Here is a 1,092-nt window from a genome sequence, read left to right as displayed (position 1 = left end):
GTAATGAGAACGTTTCAGCCTTTAGGATGGAGTGAAACGATTCTATTGGAGCATTATCTGCAGGGGTCCCTTTTCGGGACATACTTCTGGTAATGCTCTTTTCTTTTGTTGCTTGATAATAAGCGTACGAGGTATAAACAGAACCTTGATCAGAATGAAGCACACACTTATCAGAGAGAATAGGTAATTGATTTAAGGTGTCTAAAACACAAGCAATATCTTGTTTTTCACTTATTGTATAAGACAGTATTTCTCCATTAAATAAATCCATAATACTAGAAAGATATAGTCTTTTAGGACCATAATCAAGATAAGTAATATCTGTTGTAAGTTTTTCTAGTGGCTTACTCGAACTGAAGTCTCTATCAATCACATTAGAGATTTTAAAATTAATAGAACCAGGACGTTTTTCTTTCTTTATTTTCACCTTACAACTCCATCCGTATTTTTGCATAATACGCTGAACAACTTTATGATTAACTTTTATCTTTTTACGAAGTAAAAAAGTGATTTTTCGATAACCATAAGTAAACTTGTTTTCTTTACACAGCTGCTGAATCATTTTAATTCGATTATCGTCAACATATTCCTTCTTAGACCAACGATAGTAAGTACTCCTAGCTACCCCAAAATAGTTACATAACCATGTTATAGATAGTTTTCCTTTATAAGAATCAACTAAATTTATGAATACTTCTTTTTCCACATCCTTTCCAACTCCTTGTATTTTTTTAAAACATCAATCTCCTGTTTCAAGTACTTATTTTCTCTTTCTAGAACTTCTAAAGGTGAAAAGTGTTCATTACCTTTTCCATAAGTATATTGTTTTCCCACACTTTGAGAGAATCGATAAGATTCTCCATTTCTATACCATTTCCACCATGTTTTTACCTGAGTTTTATTCCGAATATTGAGTTTATTCATAATTTCTGATGTTGTTTTACCTTCAAGTTTCATTTTTATAGCTTCTTCTTTTACTTCTACTGGATAAGCAATCCTTTTAACCATAAAAAATACACCTCCGTTAAATTCATTTTACATGAATTCAACAGGGGTGTTTTTATATTTGTCTCATCTTTTGGGGTCAGTTCC

Annotated in this window: 2 protein-coding genes; both read right to left on the bottom strand. The window is 31.5% G+C overall.

The genetic code is table 11. From position 1 onward, the window contains the following. Window positions 1–706: IS3 family transposase (locus CBF37_RS11475; protein ID WP_125984886.1), on the bottom strand; the 706-nt coding region annotated here is incomplete at its 3' end. Continuing rightward, window positions 685–1,008, bottom strand: a complete 324-nt coding sequence (locus CBF37_RS11470) for a helix-turn-helix domain-containing protein (RefSeq protein ID WP_125984885.1) — start codon at window positions 1,006–1,008, stop codon at window positions 685–687. The genes CBF37_RS11475 and CBF37_RS11470, both read right to left, overlap by 22 nt. Window positions 1,009–1,092 lie beyond the last annotated feature (84 nt).

Origin of the sequence: Vagococcus vulneris (assembly GCF_003950515.1) — a bacterium.
Lineage (GTDB): Bacteria > Bacillota > Bacilli > Lactobacillales > Vagococcaceae > Vagococcus > Vagococcus vulneris.
The sequence above is the reverse complement of the archived record's forward strand: the minus strand, read 5'-3'. Positions and strand labels throughout refer to the sequence as shown.

What these genes read in the sequence shown, in the direction of transcription:
- CBF37_RS11470 (WP_125984885.1), bottom strand. Translation starts at nt 1,008, where the DNA reads ATGGTTAAAAGGATTGCTTATCCAGTAGAAGTAAAAGAAGAAGCTATA.